Source organism: Kitasatospora acidiphila (assembly GCF_006636205.1).
In the GTDB taxonomy this organism is placed as follows: domain Bacteria; phylum Actinomycetota; class Actinomycetes; order Streptomycetales; family Streptomycetaceae; genus Kitasatospora; species Kitasatospora acidiphila.
This window is the reverse complement of sequence record NZ_VIGB01000003.1, coordinates 6,123,192-6,140,322: the sequence shown is the minus strand read 5'-3', so window position 1 is coordinate 6,140,322 and position 17,131 is coordinate 6,123,192. Positions and strand designations below refer to the sequence as shown.

At 68.6% G+C, this 17,131-nt stretch carries 19 protein-coding genes; 5 read left to right on the top strand and 14 right to left on the bottom strand.

Annotated features, from left to right (window positions below; all coding sequences use genetic code 11):
* Nucleotides 1–11: 11 nt before the first annotated feature.
* A complete protein-coding gene (locus E6W39_RS29055; protein WP_141636013.1) occupies nucleotides 12–431 on the bottom strand; it encodes a head decoration protein in 420 nt (139 codons plus the stop codon).
* A 112-nt stretch (nucleotides 432–543) separates the two neighbouring features.
* Nucleotides 544–1,104, bottom strand: coding sequence for a hypothetical protein (locus tag E6W39_RS29050; protein ID WP_141636012.1), 561 nt, complete (start codon nucleotides 1,102–1,104; stop codon nucleotides 544–546).
* 238 nt (nucleotides 1,105–1,342) lie between these two features.
* Between E6W39_RS29050 and E6W39_RS29045 the strand changes: the two genes are divergently transcribed.
* Entirely contained in the window at nucleotides 1,343–2,194 is an 852-nt protein-coding gene (locus E6W39_RS29045; RefSeq protein WP_141636011.1) for an ETEC_3214 domain-containing protein, read from the top strand.
* Between the two features lie 14 nt (nucleotides 2,195–2,208).
* On the opposite strand, the gene E6W39_RS29040 is transcribed toward E6W39_RS29045, so the two are convergent.
* The gene (locus E6W39_RS29040) at nucleotides 2,209–3,999 is read right to left on the bottom strand and encodes a hypothetical protein (protein WP_141636010.1); all 1,791 of its coding nucleotides are present in this window, start codon (nucleotides 3,997–3,999) and stop codon (nucleotides 2,209–2,211) included.
* A gap of 217 nt (nucleotides 4,000–4,216) precedes the next feature.
* Between E6W39_RS29040 and E6W39_RS39790 the strand changes: the two genes are divergently transcribed.
* Nucleotides 4,217–4,360 carry a hypothetical protein gene (locus E6W39_RS39790; RefSeq protein ID WP_181799486.1) on the top strand — a complete coding sequence of 48 codons (144 nt, stop codon included), beginning with the start codon at nucleotides 4,217–4,219 and terminating at the stop codon, nucleotides 4,358–4,360.
* Nucleotides 4,361–5,031: 671 nt separating this feature from the next.
* Here E6W39_RS39790 and E6W39_RS29035 read toward each other — a convergent pair.
* The 7 genes from E6W39_RS29035 to E6W39_RS39785 all read right to left on the bottom strand — a co-directional run bounded on the left by E6W39_RS29035 (nucleotide 5,032) and on the right by E6W39_RS39785 (nucleotide 11,279).
* Nucleotides 5,032–5,307, bottom strand: coding sequence for a hypothetical protein (locus E6W39_RS29035; RefSeq protein WP_141636009.1), 276 nt, complete (start codon nucleotides 5,305–5,307; stop codon nucleotides 5,032–5,034).
* A gap of 104 nt (nucleotides 5,308–5,411) precedes the next feature.
* Complete coding sequence (locus E6W39_RS29030) at nucleotides 5,412–6,950, bottom strand: terminase large subunit domain-containing protein (RefSeq protein ID WP_141636008.1); 1,539 nt, start codon at nucleotides 6,948–6,950, stop codon at nucleotides 5,412–5,414.
* A complete protein-coding gene (locus E6W39_RS29025; RefSeq protein WP_141636007.1) occupies nucleotides 6,947–7,483 on the bottom strand; it encodes a hypothetical protein in 537 nt (178 codons plus the stop codon). The genes E6W39_RS29030 and E6W39_RS29025 overlap by 4 nt, the downstream gene beginning before the upstream one ends.
* A gap of 227 nt (nucleotides 7,484–7,710) precedes the next feature.
* A complete protein-coding gene (locus E6W39_RS29020; RefSeq protein ID WP_141636006.1) occupies nucleotides 7,711–8,007 on the bottom strand; it encodes a hypothetical protein in 297 nt (98 codons plus the stop codon).
* A gap of 662 nt (nucleotides 8,008–8,669) precedes the next feature.
* Nucleotides 8,670–9,164 carry a hypothetical protein gene (locus tag E6W39_RS29015; protein WP_141636005.1) on the bottom strand — a complete coding sequence of 165 codons (495 nt, stop codon included), beginning with the start codon at nucleotides 9,162–9,164 and terminating at the stop codon, nucleotides 8,670–8,672.
* Between the two features lie 13 nt (nucleotides 9,165–9,177).
* Complete coding sequence (locus tag E6W39_RS29010; RefSeq protein WP_181799485.1) at nucleotides 9,178–10,620, bottom strand: methyltransferase domain-containing protein; 1,443 nt, start codon at nucleotides 10,618–10,620, stop codon at nucleotides 9,178–9,180.
* Nucleotides 10,617–11,279, bottom strand: coding sequence for a ParB/RepB/Spo0J family partition protein (locus E6W39_RS39785; protein ID WP_220140271.1), 663 nt, complete (start codon nucleotides 11,277–11,279; stop codon nucleotides 10,617–10,619). Before E6W39_RS39785 ends, E6W39_RS29010 begins: the two co-directional genes overlap by 4 nt.
* 448 nt (nucleotides 11,280–11,727) lie before the next feature.
* On the opposite strand from E6W39_RS39785, the gene E6W39_RS29000 reads away from it, so the two are divergent.
* Complete coding sequence (locus E6W39_RS29000; protein WP_141636003.1) at nucleotides 11,728–11,925, top strand: CBS domain-containing protein; 198 nt, start codon at nucleotides 11,728–11,730, stop codon at nucleotides 11,923–11,925.
* Nucleotides 11,926–11,988: 63 nt separating this feature from the next.
* On the opposite strand, the gene E6W39_RS28995 is transcribed toward E6W39_RS29000, so the two are convergent.
* From E6W39_RS28995 to E6W39_RS28980, 4 genes are all read right to left on the bottom strand, one after another.
* Nucleotides 11,989–12,180 carry a hypothetical protein gene (locus E6W39_RS28995; protein WP_141636002.1) on the bottom strand — a complete coding sequence of 64 codons (192 nt, stop codon included), beginning with the start codon at nucleotides 12,178–12,180 and terminating at the stop codon, nucleotides 11,989–11,991.
* A 348-nt stretch (nucleotides 12,181–12,528) separates the two neighbouring features.
* Nucleotides 12,529–12,759 (bottom strand): hypothetical protein, encoded by a 231-nt coding sequence (locus E6W39_RS28990; RefSeq protein WP_141636001.1) that lies wholly within the window; start codon nucleotides 12,757–12,759, stop codon nucleotides 12,529–12,531.
* A 246-nt stretch (nucleotides 12,760–13,005) separates the two neighbouring features.
* Nucleotides 13,006–13,944 (bottom strand): methyltransferase, encoded by a 939-nt coding sequence (locus E6W39_RS28985; RefSeq protein WP_141636000.1) that lies wholly within the window; start codon nucleotides 13,942–13,944, stop codon nucleotides 13,006–13,008.
* Nucleotides 13,945–14,008: 64 nt separating this feature from the next.
* The gene (locus E6W39_RS28980) at nucleotides 14,009–15,253 is read right to left on the bottom strand and encodes a ParB/RepB/Spo0J family partition protein (RefSeq protein WP_141635999.1); all 1,245 of its coding nucleotides are present in this window, start codon (nucleotides 15,251–15,253) and stop codon (nucleotides 14,009–14,011) included.
* A 528-nt stretch (nucleotides 15,254–15,781) separates the two neighbouring features.
* Here E6W39_RS28980 and E6W39_RS28975 point away from each other — a divergent pair.
* Together E6W39_RS28975 and E6W39_RS28970 are read left to right on the top strand one after the other, a co-directional pair.
* Complete coding sequence (locus tag E6W39_RS28975) at nucleotides 15,782–16,315, top strand: hypothetical protein (RefSeq protein ID WP_141635998.1); 534 nt, start codon at nucleotides 15,782–15,784, stop codon at nucleotides 16,313–16,315.
* A gap of 15 nt (nucleotides 16,316–16,330) precedes the next feature.
* Nucleotides 16,331–17,125, top strand: a complete 795-nt coding sequence (locus E6W39_RS28970; protein WP_181799484.1) for a hypothetical protein — start codon at nucleotides 16,331–16,333, stop codon at nucleotides 17,123–17,125.
* The last annotated feature ends 6 nt before the right edge of the window (nucleotides 17,126–17,131 follow it).

Genomic DNA, 17,131 nt, shown 5'->3' with positions numbered 1-17,131 from the left:
GGGCAACTCCCTTAGATGAAGCGGATCTGGGGTCCGGTCACGGACGACGTGATCTTCGACGGGTCGATCCCGCCGGGCACCTTCGCTACCCTCACCACGCCGTGCCACAGCAGCGCGGCCGGCACCTTCGTCTGGGTGGGCGCGAACAGCGTCTCGGCGAACACCAGACCGGCCAGCACCTGGCGGCCATCGGTCGCAGCCGGGTCGTACGGGCCAAACAGCCCGCTCGCTGTGATCTTCCCGACCGGCACGCCGGACAGGACCCGGCTGTAGGGCTGGGTGGTGTCGGCGGACACCTGGTAGTGCACACCGGCGGTGAACTTGGTGATGTCGAGGGTGATCGTCTCAGTGCTGTCGGTGCCGTGCAGCGACGCGAGCCAGGACCGATCGGTGCTGAACTGCGCCGACGAGCTGACCGGCTGGATGGTCAAAGCCCCTCCTCGGGGACGGGAAGACGAAGCGGTCGCGCACGCTCACCAGCCGGTGGCGCCGTCCACGGGAAAGGGCGTGGTCCCACACCCCGGACACGGCCGGGGCAACTGCTCAGGCGGAGGGGACGTAGCCGCGCCGCTTGGCCATCTCCAGTCCGGCCGAGCCGACCGCAGCCGGGGCCTGGCCGCGCGGCGGCGGTCCACCTGCGGGCGCACCGCCCGGGGCCGGCGGGGCGACGGCCGGTGCGGCTGGGCCGAACAGCTCCGGCCGCCGCGCCTTCAGCTCGGCAGCAGCGACGGCCACGGCCTGGTCGTCCGCGTCGTCCGGGACGTCCAGCAGCCGCTCGGCATCGGCCAGCCCGTCACCGGCCGCGCCGAGTCGCATCAGCGCGGTCTGGCGGATCGCCGCTCGAAGCCGCTCTTCGGCGCGTCGCTCCCGCTCGTCCGCCGCTGCGAGGGCCTGCGTGGCAGCCTGCTCGCGCCGTTCGGCCTCGCTCAGCGCGGCCTGCTCGGCGGCCCGCTGCGCATCGACCCAGGTCTTCAGCGCGGTCGCGTCGGCGAAGCCCAGGTCGGCGGCGAGCCTGCGGACCGCGCTGCGCTCCCCCTGGGACTTCTCCCGGGCCAGCAGTCGCGACAGGGTGTCCTGCGTGATCAGCGCGCCACCGGCGTCCACCGACGGGGACTGGTCAGTCAGGACAGAGGACGGATCGTCGAGGGTGCCGCCGGACGACGGAGGGACGGGCTGGCCATCGCGGCGTTCTCCAGCGACGGGAAGAGGGCGGGGGGCGGCCAAGACAGGACCTCCATGCAGCGCCCCCGCGCCGATGATCAGTGTACTCAGGCCGAAGCGGCCGCACGCGGTTCTCGCTCGGCACGTGCGCAACTGGGCCCTGCTGGTGCATCATCAGGCCGTGAGTTGGCTAAGCCACGTGTTCCAGACCTGGCAGGGCGGGCTGACCGTGGCGGGCGCCGTCACGGCGACCGGCGGCGTCCTGGTAACCATCAGATCGTTCTGGCGCAAGACCCTGGGCAAGGGCCGGTACTACGCTGGCCTCTACGAGGGGATGGCGCTCTCGGTCCGCCACGACGTCATCAAGCGGCAGTTCGGTGAGCACGACTGGCAGTTCAAGGCCACGTTCCAGCAGTACGAAGGCGTGCACGGGCAGACCACGGACGTGGACTTGCTTGTGCGGATCTGGCCGCTGGGGAAGCTCGGCTACCTCACGACGTGGTGCACGCTGGCCGACGACACGGTGGTCATGTACGGGGTCACGACTCGCAGCAGGTGGTTCCAGCCCCATGTCCCGGTCGGCCCCGACTACTCGATCAAGCTTGGCCGCTCCCGCTTCGCTGAACTCCCGGACCCGGCCCAGCGACCGACCGGCGGCCGGTTCGCAGCTGTTGGCGCTCGACGGTTCGGCTACGCGGAGGGCCACTACTTCGGCAACCCGGGCGGGTACCAGACTTGGATCGTCGGCGCCTGCGACTCGGGCGCCCCGATGTCACCGCCGATCGGGGTCTACCAGGCTGCCGCCAGGGAATGGGATGAGGCCCGCTACGTGCAGTACCGGACCTCCGGCGTCATCAACTCGGTCATCGTCGCTGCCGGTCTGAGCCCATTGAAGGTGCTGGACGACCGGTTCCTCCCCTACGGAGTAGGCCCCGACCAGGACAGGGTGCGCCTCAGCCCCGCCACAGCGGTTCGGCCGACCTTGGCTGCCCGGTGGCGCGAGCGACAAGCGCAGCGCGCAATCGGCCGCTGACACCACCGGCCCGGTCACATCGGCGAGGGGGCTGGCTCCGGCAGTCCCAGGTAGGACCGGACCGCCCCGTTGTCACCGGTGGCGTCTGCGAGCCGGGCGGCCGCGTCGAACGCGCGGGCCTGGATCCGCTGGACTTCCTGAGCCGCGTCTTCGATCGGGTATCCGGCCTCGGCCAGCATCCGGACGCTGGTCTCCAGCGAGAGCACACCGGCGACGAAGCCCTTGGTGACCTCGTCCAGCACAGCGGCCCGGTCGGTCGGCGTATGCGGTCCCCAAACCAGGCGTGCGGACAGGGTCTCCCCCATCGGCCAGCTGTCGGCCTGCCCAGCCTGGTAGAGGCGCTGCACCATACGAAGGAGCAGCGCGTACTTGTGGTTCCGCGCGAGTCGCATGCTGCTGACCAGCGCATCAAGCGGTCCGAGGGCGAGCTGGAGGGCGTAGCCGGACGGGACAGCGGCTGGGTCGAGGGTTCCCAGGCCGGAGGAGGTGAGCCGGGAGTTCCCGGCGACCCGGTCGAGGAGGTGATCGACGCGGGCGCGCAGCTCGGCGAGCTGCGCCGAGGTGTCGAGCGTGTCCATGGAGCCGCCCTCGGCGAGCGTCCAGACCGTGCCGGCCCGGACCTGAAGCGGCAGCGTCGTGCCGGTGATCCGGTCCTTGGGCAGCCGCACACCGGACAGGCCGATGATGGGCGTGCCGGTGGTGGCAGACGCGGCGGCCGAGTCCGAGTCCGTCGCGGCGAGTTCGTCCAGCGTCTGCATGACCTTGGCGATGGTCGGCTGGCCCCAGTGCTCGCCCGCGTCCGGGATGGTGTTGGTGACGTGGACGACCGGCAGAAAGTCCACCATCAGGTCGAGTCGGTCCAGCACCTCCCCGTCGGAGCGAGCCCGGAAGGTGGCCTTGGCCATCGGCAGGTTGTAGACATCGTCCTGTCCCCGGAGGTCGTCCAACAGCCACTCGGCGTCGGTCAGGTAGCACGTCACCCCTGAAGGGCGGTCGGGAGCCCACGGGTAAGTGCGGTAGATCGTGCCAGAGTTGGCGTCGAGCTGGTCGCCGGCCATCAGCAGCGGGTCACCGTCGTCCCCAACGAGTGGCTCCCGGATCGGCTGGCCGGTCTTCGACTGGCCGGGCCGGGTCGCGGCGCTGATCGGTCCGAGTTCGTAGGTGATGCGGCGCAGGCGGGCCTTCAACCCACGGCGCTGGTCCTCGGGCAGCTCCCAGGCGAAGTGGACGCGGGAGGGGTACTCGGCGGCGTCGCTCTCCTCGCCCCATTCCGGGAAGTAGAACCCGGCGTCGAGGACGCGAAGCTGCGGTCGGCCCTTGGCGGGGTCCCAGGCCAGGGTGTAGACCGTGTCGCCGCACCGTACCGCAGCCCGCTCGGCCTGCTGGATTCGCAGCGGCAGCAGCTCGCGCTCCGCCCATGTCCTCAGCTGTTCCTGGATGTTGAGTGCTGCCTGCGCCTCGGGGGACAGGCCGGTGCCATCGTCGTGCTCCGCCCCGGACACCACGATGGTCTGCTCGGAGCCGAGCATGTAGCCGAGCGCGGTGTCGATCAGCTTCGCCGCATCACCCAACTCCCGGCGCTCCAGGCCGGTCTCGTCTCCGGCGGCTGCGGCCAGCTGCCCCGCCTGGTTGTTGTCGTAGGAGGCAAGAAGTTTGTACGCCTGAAGGCGACGCAGATCCTCGAGCGGCACCCAGCCGGCCGCCAGCTCAGCGAACGGGCCGGCTCCGCGCCGGACCGGGTTGGCCATCACCGGCTTGTAGTTCAGCCACGACCACGCATCGATGACGAGATCACGCAGACCCACTGGAGTGCTCCCAGCTAACGGGCCCCGCGCCCGACAAGGAGCTTATCCCCACACCGTAGGGTGTATCAGTTGCGCGGCCGTGTCCGCAGCGGCCGACTTATCCCTAGCTTTCAGGGAATCGGCCACACGCCGAACGTCATGCCCCTAACGTGGTTCCTGCAGTGACGCAACGTCATGCATGTCCCTCACCGCACCACTTGGGAGAGGGGGTGAAGGCATGATCAAGCTCTTGGTTGCCAAGATCAAGAAGGCGAGGACGTTCTCGCTGTCAGACCGAGGCAATCAGCAGTTGAGGACCGTGGTCCTGCTCGCACAGTTCGCCGCTGTCGCGCGGGAGTTGTTCACGACTCACAACGGCTGATCACCTCAGTCTTCCGCTCGCTGGCGGAACGGGTGGCGGTCCGAAGGCTTCGGGTCGCCGCCCGGCCTGACAAGGAATGGCTACCATGGATAAGCCATCCTCACGCCGACCACGGTACCCGCACACAGTTATCTGTGTCATTCGAAACCGATAACCAAGTATGGTGACCTTCTATCTGCCGGGGCTCAACCTGGCGGAGCGTCAACCCTGAGCAGACTCATAGATCTAGGCAACCCGTCCGCTCCAAGTCTCCCGGTCGGCAGCTGCCTGCGACTCCATCGTCTCGCAGCCAGTATTGAAGCCGTCCCGGTCCAGCATGAGCCGCTGCGCCACCGTGAACTTCTCCCATTCCGCCTGGCACAACTCCTGCGAACACGCCACCTCACTGCACGATCGCCAGCTGCGCCTACCTGCCAACCACCATCGAGGCGCGGTGTCTGTACTTGAACTGCACGGCCCACTCAGGCGCCCCAGGCGACGCCACGGCCACAGGCTACCGCTGCGCCGCCAGCCACGAGTCGTAGCGCGACGACCTGGCCACACGGCCCACGTGATCCCACCAGCCGCAATCGCAGCCCCCGCAACCCCGGTTGCGACGATCTTCCCCTGCCCTCACTGCTTCATGATCGCGACGCTACCGAGCCGAACAGCGATCGTGCCTGGCCGACGCCCTACAGCCCACTCGACCTGTTCTGGTCCTCCAGCGACAGGGCACGCAGGTAACCGGGAATGAACGCCTGAGGATCCTCACCACGTGCACTTGCAAGGTCATGGAGCGCACGCTCGCTCAGCATGAGCAAACCTAGGAGCGGGATCCACTCGCTCTCGTGGGCCTTCATGGCCTTGATAATCTGCTGCACTCGATCGGTCCACTCACCCGGGCCATCAAGCCAGAGAGTGACCATCTCAACTGCTGCCGGGATCGCAGGCAGCCTGTTATCCGCCACGCCTCCACGCTACGCCGCAAGCCCCGGGAGCACCTTCCAAGCGGTGTCGGAAGCCTTGGCGATAAAACTACTGTGGCCGTTACAAGCCTGGTCGAGCCGATCGTCTACCGGCGCCCGTCGAGGCGACCATCATCCAAGCCCTTCGGCAGCATGGCGAGCTGGTCCGGGTCAGCGAGTTCGGTGAGGCCGTGCACAGTGGCGTCCATCCGGTCCGGCGAGTCCATGCCAGCGACCCAGGTGACCATCTGGCCCTCCAGCTCGGCATAGTGGCCGACATGGTGGACACGGCCCTGCTCGTACAGCTGCGCGATCGGCTCGGCGCGCAGGCGCTTGCCGACCTTGGCGGTGACCTCCAGGATCATCGGCATCAGCAGGCCTCGGGTCTCGCCGTCGCGGGCGAGCTGGTCCCAGGCCTGGGTGACGACCTGGCGGGCCATGTCGCCTCCGTAGTTGGACTCGACCACGATGGCGTCAGCCTTCAGCTCCATGGCGAGGCGGCACGCGTTGATGCCCCAGTCGTTGGCGCCCATGTTCGCGGAGCGGTCGTCCAGCACGTACAGGTGATCGTCGTAGCCGAGGGCCATGCCGACAACGCCGGTCTCGTCACCTACCAGGCTCTCGCCGCCGGCTGGGTCCACGGCGACGACGACCCGGGCCATGTCGAGGCCGCTGAACGCTACGGCGGTGATGCGGTGCTGGTCGATCCACTCCCGCTTCCACACGCCGCCTTCCTGCGGGCGGGGCTTCTGCTGGTAGAGCGACCACCAGACGCGCTCGCCGACCGCGCGGCGGATCTTCGCCAGGGCCTTCGCGCCGTACCGGGCGGGCCAAAGCGGTTCGCCGACCTTGCGGCCGAGCGCGTCGTTCGAGCTGTCCGCGATCGCCGGGAGGTCGATGATGATCCAGTCCTCGGCGGTCTCGCTGGCGAGAATGCGCCCGGCGAGGTCGTCTTCGCTCCACCTGGTCTGGATGACGATCACGCTGCCGCCGGGCTCGATGCGGGTGAGGAGGACGGACTGCCACCACTCCCACAGGCGCTTGCGCATCGTCGGGGACTGGGCTTCGGCGTCGTCCTTGATCGGGTCGTCCACGACGGCGAGGTGCGCGCCCTTGCCGGTGAGGCCGCCGCCGACGCCGGCGCAGACCAGGCCGCCCTCGTGGCCGAGGATGTCGAACCGGTTCGCGGCCTTGGAGCCGGGGTGGAGGGCGATGCCGATCTGATCGCCCCACGTGGTGATGGCGTCGCGGATCCATCGGCCATGGTCGTCGGCGAGCTCGGCGGAGTAGCTGGCGATCATGACGCGGTGGTCGGGGCGCTGGAGCAGGTACCAGAGCGGCGCCCACCGGGCGGCACGGCGGGACTTGCCGTGCCGCGGCGGCATGGTCAGCAGGAGCCGGATGGACTCGCCGGCCGCGATGCGGGCGAAGGCGTCGTCGATGAGGGCCAAGTGCTCGGCCTGCATCTCCCGGCCTGCGGTGAGGACGGCAGCGAGCGAGCCCGGGGAGCGGCGCATCGCCATGTCCTTCTCGACCTTGGCGAGCTGGTCCCGCAGCTGCGGTGAAGCCTGAGCGGCGATGGCTCGGCGCCGGTCGCCGGGCAGCGTGCTGTAGCGGTCGAGGAGTTCGGCGGTCGCGGCCGTCACTCGCTGCCACCCTCGGTCGCCGCGATCAGCTTCGCCAGCTCGGCCGCGGTGACGGACTCGACCGCGATTGGGCCGTCGCCGGGGCCCGACAGCTGGGTGCGGGCCGGTGCGTCGATGCCGAGGAGCCGGGAGTCGCGCTCCAGGATCCGCACGGCGCGGTCGATCGCCAGCAGATCCCCGTCCTTGACGGCTCGCCGGAACGCGACGAAGAACAGCCGCTCCAGGCGCATGTGGTGGACGATGCGCAGCTCGTCCACGGCGATGTCGAGTTCGGTGTGCCGCTCCCGCAGCGCGGTGCTGACGTCCTTGCAGGCGTAGCGGATCAGGGCGGCGTCATCCGGCGGCTCCTTGCCCTTGGCGTACAACTCGGCGCCGTAGCCCTGGGGGTAGGCGATCCGATCGGAGTTGATCGTCGGGTCGGCGGCCAGCTTCCGGCCGATGGTCAGCCAGTCAACGCCGGCAAGCTGAAGCTCGACGGCGTCGGCGCGGCGTTGGGCGATCGCGGCGCGCTGCGCCCGAGTGGGGCGGGCCATGGGCGCGGTGGTCCTTCCGTGCGCCCCCGCGCCGCTTCTATGATCCCTCACTACTCGGGTCAGCGGACTCGGTGCGTCGATCATCAGCGTCGGCGTAGAGTTCGGGCATGCAGCCGATCGAGCTGGACGGCATCAAGTCCGGCGTAGTGCAGTCGGCCCGGGGGTCCGTGGATGTCGCGCACCGGGTGGGGCAAAGGCGGGTACGCCTAGGCGACCTGGTCACGGGCTCACTGTCCCCCAAGATCAGCAGCATGGAAGTCGTCTGCGAGGGCCCAGCTGAGGTCGGCGTTCTCCAGCTTGCTCACCTGCTCGCGACCATTGAGCTCGCCGATGAATTCGTTCACTCGAGTGGTGATCGGCTCAGCGATCTCACTGCTGCTCACGACGCCGCTAAGGGCGGGTTGTGGCTCCACGCGACGGGCGGTGGGAAGACAGAGGCATACCTCGGCCTGGTGGCCGCCGCCTCTTGGCGAGGCCAGCCCATCGATCGGGTCCTTCAGCGGGCCGGACGACTCCACCGCCATGGCTTCGTTGGTGCATTGAGCCGGCTAGAGTCCGGCTTTCTTCTCGCTCGCTCGCTCCAGTCAGCCCGCGTCTGGGATACCGATTCGGATGCGGGCTTTCCGCAGCCAGTCGATCACGAGCCGCTAGCCATTGCCTGCGGAATCACGAGACTCAGCAGACCTCTGATTCCCAGGGCCCCCGGACCGATCTTCGCGGCCGGTCGCTTCGGGGTGGGCGTCCAAGGGCTGGTTCTTGGCCTGGCTGCCTGATCAATCACACCCTCCCGGTTCTCAGCTGAGAGGTGAGCAATGCGTCATGTCCTGGAGTCGCCGTGGTCGGTGGAGGCCATGGTGAAGGCGTTCGGGGTCGGCGTGGCGGCGTTTCTGGAGCTGCTGCGGCAGAAGGCGGGGCGGCCCCGGCCACGTCCGTCGGTGGGCGCGCGGCGGGCTCCGTTGCGGAAGTCCGCACGGCGGGCTGGTGAACTGCGGCGGGTGCACCGGCGGTGGGCTGGCCGGTCTGCGGCGGACAGCGGGCGGCGGCCCACTGGTGCCGTGCCGGCAGGTCGGCCGCGGGTGCGGTCGGCGGCGGCTCGGCGGCGTCCGGTCAACCGCCGCTCCTAGCGCGTGCACCTGGGGCCAGCACGTCAACACGTGCTGGCCCCAGGTGCGTTCTCACAGCAGGGTCATCTGCCCGTGGTCCTGATGGGGTGGCTGCGGGGGCGGGGGCGCGTCGGGGCGGCGCGGTTCTGCCGGAGCCACCAGGCGAACTGCCAGTTGCGGCATGTCCGGTACCGACGCAGGGAGCGGTGGGGCTCGCTGGCAGGGACACTGTGCTCGCCCCAGCCGGTGATCGGCTTGGCGCCGACGAGTCGAACTTCGAGGCCGGGGACGAGGGCTTGGCCTTCCCAGTGGTAGCCGGGCGCCGCCTCGAAAGCGAGGTGTGCGTTGGCGGCCCAGTTCCACGGGATGGGCAGTGCGCACAGATACCAGGCGAGGGGCGGGTTGGCAGTTGGAAGGTGGACGGTTTGGAGCTTGGTGCATGGGTGGACGGTGGCACGGTCGGGGCGGCCGAAGGACTTGAGGCAGTGCTGGTCGAGGGCTACGTGGCGGATGCCGGCGAGCCACATGATGCCGTAGTCCTCACGTGCGCGTATTTCTACCGTGATTTTGCCTTTCACGGCCACCCCTTTTCTAGTCGCGAGATTCGAGAGAATTCCTCTCCAGTACCAATTTTATCAAGAATTCGACCAATTCCAGATGCTTGCCATGGCGAAAGTCATTCGGGTAAGGCATATTGAATTCCTCTTCGAATGCTTTCCGATACTCGGCTTCCTGGAGCGCCTTCGGTTTGCGGCAAACGGCCTTGAGGTTGGAGTCGGAGGCGTCGGTGATCTTGACCTCGGCGAAGTACGGATTGAGCAGGGCTGCCAGCGTCTCTGGTGTGTGGAAGCGGAGCTTCTGCCACTTGCCGGCCACGAAGTTCATCTCGACGTTGTTGTCGTCGAGGAAGCTCATGTTGACGGCTCCGCCGGTTGTTGCCCGGCCTGCCTGCTCCATACGGGTTTCCTTGAGCAGGCTCCGCGTGCCGAGGCACACGACTCCGTCCTCGGCGCACAGGGCGTTGACCGTGGCGAGCACCCAGTGCTGGTAGTCGAGGCTGGTGGTGGCGTTGATGACGGAGTCGAGTACGACGACGTCGAACAGGCCGTGCTCGCGCAGTTCCTTCTGGATGGCGCGGATCATGCTGACGACGGCCCGGATGTCCACGGCGTACTTGCCCGGCGCGGTGCGGTAGGGCTCGTAGTCGGTGACGGAGAAGCCCTTCCCCCGCAGCATCGTGGCGTAGTCGCCGTGGCCGGCGCCGAAGTCCACGACGCGCTGCTCGGGCTTGAGCCAGGGCAGGACCAGCTTCTCCCAGGTCTCGGAGCCGTAGGTGAGGCCGGTCTTGGCCTTGGAGCTGCGCTGGCGGAGCCGCTTGGGCTGGACGATGTGCTGGTTCCAGACGGGCGCTTGACCTTCGATGGCGGTCCAGTCGTAGACGCCGTACTCGCCGGTGAGGTCGGCGTGGAGCTGGGCGGCTTCCGGGGAGGGGACGGTCCAGGCGAGCAGGTCGAAGCGGTGCGCGGCGGCGACGACGGCGTACTCGGCGTTGAGGATGATCCGGCCCTGATCGTCCATCACCACGGATCCCCAGGGGCCGTGTGCGGCGGCCATCTGTCCGATGGCCTGGATGAACGCGGCGTTCTTCTGGTCGTCGATCCGGATGGACTGCCAGGGCACCCAGGTCCAGTGGCCGATCTGGCCGGGCTCGGCGTGGACGATGCTCGCTTCGGTCTCGACCTTGTTGTGGAGGAGGTTGAAGCGGATCTCGTCCTGGAGGCGGACGGTGGTGCCGAGCATGACCGCGGGGGTGTGGGTGATGCCGAGGGCGGTCATGCCCTTGGTTCGCTGGTGGCCAGCGACCAGGGTCCCGTTGGCGTTGAGGATTACCGGCTTGACGATGCCGTGGCGACCGATGCTGGCCTTGAGGCGTTCGAATGCCTCGGCAGACAGCCTGCGCGGGTTGTAGTCGGCGGGGCGCAGCTCGGCGAGCGGGTACGACTCGTGGAAGGTCGTGGTGGGGATGGCGCTCACGAGGCATCGGCCTGCTTGTGCGGGTGCTCGATGAGGTGCCAGCCGAAGCCGAGGTCGCCGTTGGTGTCGTCGATGAACTTGTCGTGGAGCGCGGTGAGGGCCTGGACTTCCTCGGCGGTGATCCGGACTCGGGTGGAGGACCACTGGAGGTAGCCCCACTGGAGGTAGTCCACGACGGCCTTCTCGCCGGTTCCGGCGCCGTCGCTGGGGAGTTCGACCAGGCCGGGCAGTTCGGCGTCGTCGAGGAGCGCGTCGAGGGCGTGCTGGTCGTAGCCGGTGCCGTCGAGGTCGGGGAGTTCGGAGAGGATGTCGGCCAGGAGGGCGGTGTCGTAGCCGGCGAGGTCGCTGGTGCGGTTGTCCACAACGACGATGCGGGCGGCGGCCTCGTCGTCCACGTCGATCCAGGTGGCGGCGATCTGGTCCCAGCCGAGTTCGTTAGCGGCCTTCCAGGTGTGGTTGCCGGCCAGGATCTCGTTCGGGCGGCCGGTGTGGGTGCCACGGTTGACGACGATCGCCCGGTACTGGCCGTTGGTCGTCAGGGATTCCCGGATCGAGGCGAGGTCGCCTGTGCGCGGATTCCGGTGGTACGGGGCGAGGTCACCGATCGGCACCGCGAGCGGGAGCAGCGGTTCGGGGATGCGGGTGGGCGGTGGAGTCACAGTCGTCCCTCAGGTAGGCCGTTTCCCCGCGCCCTACTGGCCAACCACCCTAGACGATCACACGGCAACCCAGTCGTTCGGCTGCTGACGCGGCACCAACTCGGCGTCTGAGCTGCTGATTTGACCCTAGCTGCTCCACCGCTCGAAACTAGTCCTGAGGCGGTCAGTTGAGCACGCGCCTCCGTCTTGCCCGACGGGCAGGATGCGACTCCTGGTCGATACGACTGCCCAGTGCCGGCGCACTGATGCAGAACGCGCGACCTAATGGAGAGACCCTGCGACGCGGGCAGTTGCGTCGTTACACAGCTGGGGGTACATCCCCCGGTCTGTGCTGTCTGACGAGACTGGCGCCGTGGTGGTCTCGATCCGTTCATCCGCAACTGTGGGATGCCGGGTCGAGCCTGCCGTGTGCCGGTTGCCCAGATCCCCAGTAGCCATTGGGGAGCAAATGGGCATCATTGAGATCTGCCTCGGCACCGGCGCCTTCGTTGTGTACGGAATGCTCCGGTTCACAGAGAAGGTATTCGACCAAATCCCGGTGTTGAGCAGGAAGGCGATCATCGGCATCCGATCGCTGCGTGACGTCAAGGCGGAGTGGCGCAAGGGGCTGGCTCGCGACTCGGACGGAGGCGATGCCGGTCGGTAGGTCCGGCTGGGCGCTCGTGTGGGGTGCGCTTTTCTGGGTTAACCGGGCACACCCCACACCGGGTTACTCCCCGCGGTCCTCGTCCCGGGCCTGTTGCGTGGTGATCTCTCCGCTGCACAACCGCTGGACGATGCCGGCCCGCTCCTGGAATGAGCTATACCCGGCGGCGAGGAGCTGGGCCGCGGTATCGAGACGCTCGTACAGCTCCTCCAGACCGGGGTCGGTGGCAGTGCTGGCGGTCATCCGGTTGATCACGGGATGCTCCTGGAGTCGGGGTCAAGCAGACGGTATCCGGTCCGGCGAGTCCGGCCGGTAGCCGTAGTTCCCGTGGCGTGTAGAGCCGTGATGTCCAGGGTTCGGGGGCGGCCTGGCCCGCCGACGGTCTCGATGTCGACCCGGTTGCCATGAACGGCGGTGATCCGAATCTGTCGACCCTCGTCCATCGGGTGGCATGCCTGGTAGATCTGCCCAGGGGCCGGGCTGTGGAAGCTCACCGGTTGTTGCACCGGCACAGGCCGTTCGGGAGGCACCAGGAGTCGCAGGACTTGCACCAGATGGCGCCGGGGACGGGCGGGGTGGGCTGGGGCTTCGGGGTGTGGGCGATCATGCGGCTGGCTCCGGGTCCGGTTGGGGGCGGTTGTTGAGGGCTTCGAGGAGTTGGTGGCGATGCTCGGCCGCTCTGGGATCTGGCGTGAGGTTCGCGCGTGCCTGGCGGGGCGGGGCTGGCCTGTTGCGTTCGGCGAGGATGAGCCGCAGCGGGCCGTACCGCTCGGTCATGAGTTGGGCGTAGAGGTCGGGGTCCTCGGCGCCATCGGTGTTGTAGGTGGCGGGCACGGAATGTCCTTCGGGTACGCGAGGACCCGCCCCCGGGGTGGGTTGGGCGGGTCCGGTTCGTGGGTGGGGCGGCGCCCTCGGTGGCCTCGTCGGGAGGCCAGTGCCTGGCGGGTGGGGCGCGGGGGGTTTGCCGCCCGTCGGGCACGGTGGTGAGGGCGCCGCTGGCCACGGCGTTGTCGCTCGGGTTACCGGATGGGGCGGTTCCCCGAGCGACAACCTGACCATAGCACTCCATTAAGTTGTTGCCTATCTTTTGTTCTGAGGCGGGGCCGCATCGAAGTTGAAGCTCTCGAATGGCCGGGTGCCGACGCTGTCGAGCTCGTCGAGGAGGAACGCCTGTGGACTCGCCTGTTCGTGACCGAAGTCGGCGGGGGTGAGGTGACTCCACGGCCTGACCGCCTTGGGCATGGGGCTCGCCGGGGCGGTGGGCACGACGCCGACCACGGGTACGGCGACCAGGACGGTGCGCAGCTTGACCCCGAGGTGGTTCCACGTGTCGTCAGGCAGGGGCTCGATCCTTCCGCCGGCTTGGTCGACCTCATCACGGAAGGCGCGCGCGGCGCGGTCGTTCCAGAAGGTGATGCCGGCGGACATGACGGCTGCCAGCTTGCCGCCAGGCCGAACGAATCCGAGGGCATGGCGGATGTGCCGGATGTCCTGGCGGTTGGCGAAGGGCGGGTTCATCACCACCGCGTCGTAGTCCGGCCGCCGGGGCCGGCGTAGGAAGTCGCCGACGGTCACGTTCCGGGCATAGCCTGCGCTGCGGATGGTGTCGGCGGCGCCGGGGTCGAGTTCGACGCAGTCCACGACGGCGCCGCGGGCGGCGGCCAAGCGGGCGATCGCGCCATCTCCGGCTGACGGCTCCAGCACCTGGTGGCCGGGCTCGATCCCTGCGAGGTCGATGAGCTGCTGGGCGATGTGCTCGGGGGTCGGGTAGAACTGCCGCTCGGCGATGGCCTCTGCCTCGGTGTGGATCTGACCGGCCGCCAGGAGTGCGGCGAGGACTTCGGCCGCGCCGCTGGGGAAGACGTGCGCCTGGCACCCGCGGGTCCATCGACCGCCGACTGCTGCGAGCATCTGGTCGATCCGCTTGTACAGTGCGCTGTCCAGGCGGGGCAGGCGCAGTTCGGGGCCATTGCAGTCGGCCTGCTCCAGGGCGGAGCGGGCTTGGGCGTCGATGATCACGGTATGGCTTCTCCTTCGGACGGGGAGGGGCGGCCCGGCAGGCCGCCCCTCACGGGTGGGCTGATCAGGCCGCCAGCTCCACCGTCTGATCGGCGCTGGCCTGCGGTTCGGTACCGCAGCTGGTGCCCTGCTGGGCCTGCGCCGCCCCGCTGCCCTGTGCGGTCTCGGTGTTCCCGGGGGTTGACTGCAACCCGTCGATCTCGGCGGGCTTGGTCACCTCCCCGGCTTCCTGCGACGCCCCCTGAACGGGGGTCAGGGTGGGCGCGACCGCGTCGGGGTTCAGTGCGATCTCGCGGGCGTCGGCGGCGGCTTTCGCCTGGCGGAGCTGGAAGCGGGCGTCGGCCAGAGCCTTGGCGACGCGGTCCAGCTGCTCCATGCGGGCGGCGATCTGGCCATCCAGGGCAGCCACGAGTTCGGGCAGCGGCATCTTGCTGATGCCGTCGAGCTCGGTGATGGCTCGCTCGATCTTGTCGAGCTTGGAGCGGGTGGCACGCTGGGTGGCGACGCGCTCGGCGCGCTGCTCCTCCGTCAGGTCCTCGACCTCCAGCATGAACGGCTGGTCCTGCTGCTGCTTCACCTGGTAGGCGAAGTGGACCAGGTCGTTCTCGGTGGCGAACTCGCCCTTGGCCCACTTCCTGAGGACGGCACCCTGGTTGGCAGCGGTGAGCTGGGAGATCTGCACGGCGGCCTGGGTGCCAATGGCGCCCTTGTTGACCTGCTCGGCGACTTCGGAGACCAGGTCCAGGAGCTTGAGGCGGAGGTTGACGAACTGGGTAGTCTTGCCGAAGTCGGCGGCCACGCTCTCCGGCGTGGCGCCCTCCTCCTCGTTGAGGATCTTCTTGAAGGCGCGGGCCTCCTCGATCGGGGTCATGTCCTCCCGGTTGAGGTTCTCCGCGACCTGGTTCTTGTAGGTCTGCAGGGTGTAGGGGCCGTCGAGGATCACGGCGTCGATCGTCTCGGCCTCGTTCAGGTGGGCGGCTCGCCAGCGGCGCTCGCCGATGACGATCTCGTAGCCACCCTTCTCCTCGTCCGGGCGAACGGCGATCGGCTGGAGCTGGCCGCGCTCGGCCATGGAGGCTGCCAGTTCCATGAGGGAGGCGGCGTCGAAGTACTCGCGGGGCTGGGACTCGTTGCGGTGGACCTCGGCGAGCTTGAGGGCAACGACCTGCTTGCCCGGCGTGGCGGCGGCCTGTGTCTCGGCGACAGGAGCGGGGCTGGCCGCGACTGCGGCGGCCTTGCGCGCGGCCGGCTTGCGGGCGGCGGTCTTGCGGCTGGTGCTGGTCTTGCGGGCCTCGGCCTTGACGGTCATTTCGGACTCCACTCCAAGAGGTTTTCGGGAACTCCCCGTTCCTTATGCATTAATTCTATACGCGTAAGAGGGGGGCAACAAGGCCAAATTTTGGAGTTTTCGCAGGTCAGGAGCCCAGTGACCATTCAGCAATCGGCGGCGGGCCCGTCGCCCTCCGGGACTTCGTCACCACAGATCGCCCTCACGTCCACCGCCGCCAGATGACACAGCATCCGATGGGCGTCCATCCGGCCGACCGGCGGACGCCCGGAGCCCTCAGCCTCCTGGAGGCGTGCCAATACCCTGGCGCGGTCGATCATCAGGATTCCCCCTCGCGGCAAGCGGGCCGCGGATCGTATACGGGAGATGCACACGGGCATGCGGCACTCCGCCAGCCCGGCAGGACACCCCCAAGTCGTCCATGATCGACGACCTTCCGGTAGCTTGCATGGTGTCGCTACGGGATGTCAACGAAAACTTACAATCGACGGATGGGGCATCAGTGCAGATGGGGGCCATGACAAGCCGTTCTGAGCGCGGGTCGCATCCATGACCGCGCCGCCCCCCTCCGAGGTGCCCACGACGCTGGCCGGCAAGCTGGACCTCCTGCTGCGCCGACTGGCCGTCACCATCGGGCATACGCCGTCCGTTCGAGAACTCGCAGCCCGAACCGCGCCAGCCGACGGAGATCCCCCCTCCCTGTCGCACGCCGTGATCAACGACCTACTCAATGGACGCAAGACCAATCCTCCTTGTACTACCATCCAAGCGGTCGCCCAAGCGTTCGATGCCCCTGCTGCCTACCTGCTGCCCGGCTGGGACGACCTGACAGGTCTGACGGCCTACCAGCAGGAACCGGGCATACGGGAGGCCGTACGCCTGGTCGCCGGCCTCGGGCCCGAGGCTGCGGCGGAGCTCGTGGCTGCCGCGCGCGACATCCGTGCACGGCGCTCGCTGAGCACCGCCCCCGTCCCCGAGGTTCCGGACGTTCCACCGCTGGCGCCGGAACCCACCCGGCCCGGCCGGCGGCGTGGGGGTAGGCGCAGTGACACCGAGATGGCGGCGCGTGCCGCCGACAACTGAGGAGGCTGGCAAGGCATGGTGGACGCCCTGGTCTTTGGGCTGTGCACGGCCGTTGGGCTGGGAGGCACGGCAGCGAACCTGCTGGTCGCCTGGCGCAAGCGGCACGACGGAGGCTACGGGATCTCCAGGTGGGCGCGAGCCTGCGCCTTCGCCGTCTGCACCATCGGCGTGGCCCTGGCCATCCCGGCCCTTGCCGACGCTGTCGAGGCGCTCTCGGGCATCCATAACCTGGCCAAGCTTGGCGCTCATCTGTGTGCCGTCGCCTGGTGTTGCAGTCTGCAGATCATGCTCGTCGACTGGGCCTACGAACAGTGGGCGGTGCCGACCCACGCCGGCTACCGGATCTTCCTGGCGTTCGGCGTCGCAGCAGCCCTGGTCCCCCTGTTCATCGCCGCGTCGGACGATGCGCCCGACATCACGTTCACGACCGACTTCGCGGGCAACCACACCGTGAACGCCTACCTCCTGGTCTATCTGTCCTACGTTGCCGTCACCTGCGCCGAGCTGGTGTTCCTGTGCCTCAAGGCAGGCGCGATCAACCGCCGGGCCGGTCGGCGACGGCAGGCCACGGGCCTGACGGTGGCGGCCGTTGCCGCGTTGTTCGGCATCGGCTACGGAGCCAGCAAGGGTTCCTACCTCGTCAGTTACACGGCGGGCAGCCCATGGTCGCTGGACCTGGAGAAGGTGCTGTCTCCCTCGCTGTCCGGGATCGCGATCATCCTGCTCATCGTCGGTCTGTCGATCCCCGCGACCGCCGCGCTGCGCCGCAAGGCGTCCCAGCAGCCAGACGGTGTGTCAGCAGGCGTCTGACAGCCG